The organism is Bradyrhizobium diversitatis, assembly GCF_016031635.1.
In the GTDB taxonomy this organism is placed as follows: Bacteria; Pseudomonadota; Alphaproteobacteria; order Rhizobiales; family Xanthobacteraceae; genus Bradyrhizobium; species Bradyrhizobium diversitatis.
The window spans coordinates 37,073-43,940 of sequence record NZ_JACEGD010000049.1 but is presented as its reverse complement, the minus strand read 5'-3'; the positions used below and the strand labels follow the sequence as shown (position 1 = coordinate 43,940).

6 protein-coding genes are annotated in these 6,868 nt (G+C 67.5%); 5 read left to right on the top strand and 1 reads right to left on the bottom strand.

Annotation, left to right across the window (positions count from 1 at the left end; translation table 11 throughout):
• The first annotated feature begins 142 nt into the window (after positions 1-142).
• The 5 genes from H1B27_RS35445 (at position 143) to H1B27_RS35425 (ending at position 4,803) form a co-directional block, all read left to right on the top strand.
• Positions 143-1,990 (top strand): dipeptide ABC transporter ATP-binding protein, encoded by a 1,848-nt coding sequence (locus H1B27_RS35445; protein WP_197969232.1) that lies wholly within the window; start codon positions 143-145, stop codon positions 1,988-1,990.
• A gap of 98 nt (positions 1,991-2,088) precedes the next feature.
• Positions 2,089-2,280, top strand: a complete 192-nt coding sequence (locus tag H1B27_RS35440; RefSeq protein WP_311977571.1) for a DUF4089 domain-containing protein — start codon at positions 2,089-2,091, stop codon at positions 2,278-2,280.
• 7 nt (positions 2,281-2,287) lie between these two features.
• On the top strand, positions 2,288-3,682 hold the full coding sequence (locus H1B27_RS35435; protein ID WP_197969230.1) for an AtzE family amidohydrolase: 1,395 nt from the start codon (positions 2,288-2,290) through the stop codon (positions 3,680-3,682).
• A gap of 1 nt (position 3,683) precedes the next feature.
• Positions 3,684-4,076: an oxalurate catabolism protein HpxZ gene (gene hpxZ, locus H1B27_RS35430; RefSeq protein WP_197969229.1), complete on the top strand. Its 393-nt coding sequence runs from the start codon at positions 3,684-3,686 to the stop codon at positions 4,074-4,076.
• A gap of 4 nt (positions 4,077-4,080) precedes the next feature.
• Positions 4,081-4,803 (top strand): GntR family transcriptional regulator, encoded by a 723-nt coding sequence (locus H1B27_RS35425; RefSeq protein WP_061879702.1) that lies wholly within the window; start codon positions 4,081-4,083, stop codon positions 4,801-4,803.
• A 203-nt stretch (positions 4,804-5,006) separates the two neighbouring features.
• Here the strand turns inward: H1B27_RS35425 and atzF are convergent, their stop codons facing one another.
• Positions 5,007-6,812 carry an allophanate hydrolase gene (atzF, locus tag H1B27_RS35420; protein WP_197969228.1) on the bottom strand — a complete coding sequence of 602 codons (1,806 nt, stop codon included), beginning with the start codon at positions 6,810-6,812 and terminating at the stop codon, positions 5,007-5,009.
• Positions 6,813-6,868: the final 56 nt, after the last annotated feature.

Below are 6,868 nucleotides of genomic sequence, written 5' to 3'. Positions count from 1 at the left end.
CCCTCCCCCACAAGGGGGGAGGGAGCGAGAGGTCGGTGCCTCCCTCACGCGCAAAGGCCCATCGGAAATTCTCCAATGATTTCAGTCGCCATTCTACTGTGCATGGGGTTGTTTTCGAATGTTTGAGTGACGGGAGCCGTCCATGACCGCCCAGCCGCTGCTCGACGTTCAGGACCTCACCGTCGAGTTCACCACCCGTCGCGGCATCGTGAAAGCGGTGCAGCACGTCGACATCTCCGTGGCCAAGGGCGAGACGCTCGCCATCGTCGGCGAGTCCGGCTCCGGCAAGTCGGTGACCTCCTATGCCGTGATGCGCATCCTCGATCGCGCGGGGCGGATCGCCGAGGGTTCGGTGATGTTCTCCGGCATCGACGTCAAGGCCGCGACCGAAGACCAGATGCGCGACCTGCGCGGCCGCGAGGTCTCGATGATCTTCCAGAACCCGCGCGCCGCGCTGAACCCGATCCGCAAAGTCGGCGACCAGATCGAGGACGTGCTGCGCACCCATGTGCAGCAGGCCCAGGTGGCCGATCACGGCGAGAAGGCGATCGAGGCGCTGGAGCAGGTCAAGATCGCCCGCCCGCGCGAGCGCTACCACGCCTATCCGTTCGAGCTCTCCGGCGGCATGTGCCAGCGCGTCGTCATCGCGCTCGCGCTCGCCTGCAATCCGCAGCTCCTCATCGCGGACGAGCCGACCACCGGCCTCGACGTCACCACCCAGAAGGCGGTGATGGACCTGATCGTCGAGCTGACGAAGCGCCGCGCGATGTCGACCATCCTGATCACGCACGATCTCGGCTTGGCTGCCGCCTATTGCGACCGCGTCGTGGTGATGGAGAAGGGCCGCGTCGTCGAGACCGCGAAAGCCGCCGACATCTTCGCCAACCCGCAGCACCCCTACACCAAGAAGCTGATGCGCGCGACGCCGCGGCTGGGTGTGAGCCTGCGGGATCTGCTGCCGGAAGAGGAGGGCACTGCCTTCGCCTCTCCCCGCGTGCGGGGAGAGGCCGACGCGCTCGGGAGCGCAATTGCGCCCAAGAGCGCGGCGGGTGAGGGTGAGCCTCCGCGTATTGTGCTCGCAGATGTAGCCCCTCACCCCAACCCTCTCCCCGTGAAGGACGGGGAGAGGGAGCAGAGCAGTGCAAGCGGGGAGAAGGCGCCCCTCCTCCTCGTCGACAAGCTCGTCAAGGAATATCCCCGCCAGGGCGCCACCGCCGTGCTCGGCAAACTGTTCGGCCGCAAGCCGCCGGTCGAGCCAGACGTGTTCCGCGCCGTCGACGGCATCAGCTTTGCGATCGGCCATGGCGAGAGCGTCGGCCTCGTCGGCGAATCCGGCTGCGGCAAATCGACGACGTCGATGATGGTGATGCGTCTCCTCGATCAGACCTCCGGACTGATCGAGTTCGATGGCGAGGCGATCTCCGGCATCGCGCCATCGGCCTTTGCCCGCCTGCCGCAGCGCAGCCGCATCCAGATGGTGTTCCAGGACCCGACCGACAGCCTCAACCCGCGCTTCACCGCCGCGCGCGCCATCGCCGACCCCATCATGCAACTCGGCGACGTCAAGGGCCGCGATGCGCTCCGCGCCCGCTGCGAGGAACTGGCCACCATGGTCGGCCTGCCGCACAACCTGCTCGACCGCTTCCCGCACCAATTGTCCGGCGGCCAGAAGGCCCGCGTCGGCATCGCCCGGGCCATTGCCCTGCATCCGAAGCTGGTCATCCTGGACGAGCCGACGGCGGCGCTGGACGTCTCGGTGCAGGCCGTGGTGCTCAATCTGCTGCAGGATCTCAAGGCGCGGCTAGGTATGAGCTATCTGTTCGTCTCGCATGATTTGAATGTGGTGCGCTTGTTGTGCGATCGTGTCATTGTCATGCGGACGGGTCGAATCGTCGAGGAAGGCTCGTCCGAGCAGGTCTTGAGCGATCCCAAGGACGACTACACCAAGGAACTGCTGACGGCGATCCCGCATCCGCCGTTGCCGGCCTAGGTGTCGTGCCCCGCGCAGGCGGGGCATCCAGTAATCACCAGCGTTGGTGTGTACTGGATCGCCCGCCTTCGCGGGCGATGACGAAGATGGAGATAAAAGTGACTGCGAGTAAACGCGAACCCCTGGACGACTATATCGACGCCGTATCAAAAGCGCTGGCGCTGCCGCTCGAGGAGGCCTGGAGGCCCGCGGTGCGCGCCAACCTCGAGGTCTCGCTGCGGCTCGCCCGTCTCGTCGACGAATTCGCGCTGCCGGACGAGACCGAGCCGGCGCCGATCTTCACGGCCTGATGCTGCCATGACCGCCAAGCCAGAGATGACGGCTTCCGAGATCGCAAGCGCGGTCGCAAGGCGGAAGATGTCCGCGCTCGATGCCACGGAAGCCGCGCTGGCGCGCATCCAGCAGCATGACGGTGTGCTCAATTCCTTCACCGACATCACCGCCGATCGTGCCCGCACGAAAGCGCGCGCGGTCGACGTCGACATCGCCGCCGGCAAGCCCGTCGGCCCGCTCGCCGGCGTGCCGTTCGCGGTGAAGAACCTGTTCGACGTCGCGGGCCTGCCCACCCGCGCAGGCTCGAAGATCAACCGCGACCTCGCACCCGCCAAGCGCGATGCGGCGCTGATCGAGCGCATGGAAGCGGCCGGCGCCGTTCTCGTCGGCGCGCTCAACATGGGCGAATACGCTTACGACTTCACGGGCGAGAACATCCACGACGGCCCCTCGCGCAATCCGCACGACACCACGCGGATGAGCGGCGGTTCGTCGGGCGGCTCGGGCAGCGCCGTCGGCGGCGCGCTGGTGCCGCTCGCGCTCGGCTCGGACACCAACGGCTCGATCCGCGTGCCGTCGTCGTTCTGCGGCATCTTTGGCCTGAAGCCGACCTATGGCCGGCTGTCGCGCGCGCGCTCGTTTCCGTTCGTCGCGAGCCTCGACCATCTCGGCCCATTCGCGCGCTCCGTCACCGATCTCGCGCTCGCCTATGACGTGATGCAGGGGTCGGATGCGGACGATGCCGCCTGCACCACGCGTGGGCTGGAACCGACGCTGCCGCTGCTCGCCAATCCGGTTTCGGATCTGCGCATCGCCGTTGCCGGCGGTCACTTCCAGAAGAACGTCTTTCCGGAAGCGGTCGAAGCCGTCAGCCGCGTTGCCAAGGCGCTTGGTGCGACGAAAGTCATCGACGTGCCTGAAGCCTCGCGCGCCCGCGCGGCCGCCTACGTCATCACCACCACCGAAGGCGCCTCGCTGCACCTCGATCGCCTGCGCAAGCGCCCGAACGACTTCGATCCGGCCGTACGCGACCGGCTGATCGCGGGCGCCATGGTGCCGGCGCCGCTGGTTGATCGCGCGCAGAAATTCCGCCGCTGGTATCGCGCGCAGCTTGCCGAGATCTTCAAATCGGTCGACGTGCTGCTGGCGCCGGCGACGCCCTGCACCGCGCCGAAGCTCGGCCAGGTGAATTTCAACCTCGACGGCGTCGAGCTGCCGGTGCGCGCCAATATCGGCATCCACACCCAGCCGATCTCGTTCATCGGCCTGCCGGTCGTGGCAGTGCCGGTGCCGCTCGAACCGCTGCCGATCGGCGTGCAGATCATCTGTGCGCCCTGGCGCGAGGACATCGCGCTGCGCGTCGCGCACGCGTTGGAGAAGATGGGCGTCGTTGCTGCGTCCACGCCAAGAGGATTTTGAGATGGAGATCGATCTCCCCGAGGTGATCGCGGAAGTCAAAGCCGCGTTCGAGCGCTATGAGCAGGCCCTCGTCAGCAACGACGTCGCCGTGCTCGGCGAACTCTTTCGCAACGACCCCCGTACGCTGCGCTACGGCATCGGCGAGAACCTCTATGGCTATGAGGCGATCTCCGGCTTCCGCGCCGCACGCTCGCCGGTCGGGTTGAACCGGCGCACCGCAAGGACGGTGATCACCAGCTACGGCCGCGACACGGCCGTGGCCTCCACCCTGTTCTATCGCGACACGGCGCCCGGCAAGGTCGGCCGGCAGATGCAGACGTGGATTCGCTTCCCGGAGGGCTGGCGCGTCGTTGCGGCTCATGTCAGCATCATCGACGAGCCGAAAGAGACCTGACCGAATGACGCTTGACGATCTTCCGCCCGGGACATTGCCGGCCGAGCCGGTGGTGCCCCGCGTCGACCGGGCACTTCCGTCGCTGCAGAAAGTCACGCGCGCCGAGGAACTGCGGCTTCAGCTTGCCGACGAGATCGTGCGCGGAATGCTGGCGCCGGGCGCGCCGCTGGACGAGACCGACATCGCGCGGCGCTTCAACGTCTCGCGCACCCCGGTCCGCGAGGCGCTGCGCCAGCTGGTGGCGAGCGGGCTGGTCGAGGCACGGCCCCATCGCGGCGCGGTGGTGGCGCGGCCATCCGTCGAGCGGCTGAAAGGTATGTTCGAGGCGATGGCGGAGCTCGAGGCCTTGTGCGCAGGCCTTGCCGCCGAACGCATGTCGGCGGCCGAGCGTCACGGCCTGGAGGCCATCCACGAGGAGCTGCGGGTGCTGAGCTACACCGGCAATCCCGAGCGCTTCCACGAGGTCAACGAGCGCTTCCACAACGCGATCTATGCCGGTTCGCAGAACGGCTACATCGCCGAGATCACGCTCGCCACCCGCGTCCGCGTGCAGCCGTTCCGCCGCGCCCAGTTCCGCAATCTCGGCCGCCTCGCCAAGTCGCACGCCGAACACGATCGCGTCGTCGTCGCCATCATGCGCGGCGACAAGCAAGGTGCCGCAGCGGCGATGCGCGCGCATATCGAGCTCGTGCGCGGCGAGTACGAGATCTACGCGGTGTCGGTGTAAGCCGTTCATTGCCACACTCTCACTGTCGTCCCCGCGGAACGCGGGGACCCATAACCACAGGGAGTAGTGCGAGGCAAAGCTCCCACTCCCAGTCTTCCCAAAGCCGCTCCCTGTGGGTATGGGTCCCGGATCTGCGCTCCGCTCTAGACAACGCTACGCGTTGTCCAGAGCTGCGCTTGTCCGGGACGACAGCGGAGTGAAATTCACCCCGTCGCGGCTTCCGCCATAAATTTCCGCCAGCCACCATACGCGGTGATATCGCGGGCCTCGCCCAGCACCTCCGGCTCGACGAGGAAGCCCTTCACGCTGCGGCCGTCCGCCAAGCGAACGGCGCCGATCGCCATCGGTGCGGGGATCGCGTTGACGAACCTGCCGAAGGCGGATGGCGATAGCGACCAGATCTCGAGCTCGATCGCGGCGCCCTTGCCGGCTGCGACACGCAGCATGCCCGGCTTGGCCGGCGTGGTCGGCAGCGCATAGAGCTTGTAGTCCGGCGCGGTCTTGGTGACCTCGATCAGGCGCCCGTCGAGCGCCGTCAGTTCGCCGTTCAGCGCCATGCCGGACAGGTGCGCGCCGACGACCGCGATGGGGATCTCGTCGCTGCTGCTGGTGGCGAGCGCTGCGAGCGGTGGCTGCGCCACGCCCTTCGCGCCGACGGTCAGCTGGGTATCCGCATGGAAGACGCGGCCGATGCTGGCGAGCAGCGCATCGCGTCCTGCGGGCGCGAGCAGTGTGATGCCGAACGGAATGCCGTCGCTGCGCATCGATGCGGGTAAGGCGAGGCCGCAGAGATCGAGCAGGTTGACGAAATTGGTGTAGGTGCCGAGACGGCTGTTGAGCTCGATCGGATTGGCGAGCACCTGTGCGGTCGTGTAGGCCGTCGGTGCCGTCGGCAGCACCAGCGCGTCGATATTGGCGAATGTGCGTTCGGCGATCTTGCGAAGCCCTTGCAGACGATAGAGGGCGGAGAAGGTTTCCGCCGCCGTCAGCCGCGCGCCGGCGGCGGTGATCTCGCGCGTCACGGGATGGATCGTGTCGGGCGCGGAGGCAAGCAGGTCCTTGATCACGAGATAGCGCTCGGCGACCCAGGGCCCCTCATACAGCAGCCGCGCCGTCTCGTAGAACGGCTCGAGGTCGAACTCGACCAATGTCGCCCCAAGCGCAGTCCATCGCTTCAGCGCATCGCCGTAAGCGGCTTCCGCTTTCCTGTCGCCGAAGAAGATCAGCTGCCCGTTACGCGGCACGCCCAGGCGCAAGTTTGGCGGCAACGGCGTGATCGCGCCAAGCGGCCGGTCGCGCGAGAACGGATCGGCCTGGTCCGGTCCCGCCATCACCGACAGCGCGAGGGCGGCGTCGTCCACCGTCAGTGCGAACACCGAGATGCAGTCGAGCGTGCGGCAGGCCGGCACCAGGCCCGCGGTCGAGATCATGCCGAGGCTCGGCTTCAGCCCGACGATGTTGTTGAGCATCGCCGGCACGCGGCCGGAGCCGGCGGTGTCGGTGCCGAGCGACAGCGGCACCAGCCCGGCGCCGACCGCGGCAGCCGAGCCCGAGCTCGAGCCGCCGGGAATGAGATCCTCGCGGATCGAGTTTTTGGGGATGCCGTAGGGCGAACGGACGCCGACGAGACCGGTCGCGAACTGGTCGAGGTTGGTCTTGCCGATGATGATGGCGCCGGCGGCGCGCAGGCGCTCCACGGCAGTCGAATCGTGCGCCGGCGTGTACGAGAAGGCCGGGCAAGCGGCCGTGGTCGGAAAGCCCAGCGCGTCGATATTGTCCTTCACCGCGACCGGCACGCCATAGAGCGGCAGGCCGGTGGCGCCCTTCGTGGCGAGACGTTCGGCCTCCGCGATCGCGTCCGTCTCGTCGCGCAGGCTGATGAACACGGCGGGGTCATTGTGGTCGCGGATGCGCTGATAGGTCCGCGCGACCGTCTGCGCCGGCGAAAGCCGGCCCGCGCGGTGCGCGGCCACAATCGCGGCGATCGTTTCAGGCTGCTCAGCCCCCATGGCGACAAAACTCCGGCAACATGTCCTCACCCCGGAGTGAAGCAAGCGATGTGCCA

Excerpts from the sequence above, each read along its gene's own strand:
- H1B27_RS35435 (WP_197969230.1), top strand. The coding sequence starts at position 2,288 with ATGACCGCCAAGCCAGAGATGACGGCTTCCGAGATCGCAAGCGCGGTC.
- hpxZ (WP_197969229.1), top strand. The coding sequence starts at position 3,684 with ATGGAGATCGATCTCCCCGAGGTGATCGCGGAAGTCAAAGCCGCGTTC.
- H1B27_RS35425 (WP_061879702.1), top strand. The coding sequence starts at position 4,081 with ATGACGCTTGACGATCTTCCGCCCGGGACATTGCCGGCCGAGCCGGTG.
- atzF (WP_197969228.1), bottom strand. The coding sequence starts at position 6,812 with ATGGGGGCTGAGCAGCCTGAAACGATCGCCGCGATTGTGGCCGCGCAC.
- H1B27_RS35445 (WP_197969232.1), top strand. The coding sequence starts at position 143 with ATGACCGCCCAGCCGCTGCTCGACGTTCAGGACCTCACCGTCGAGTTC.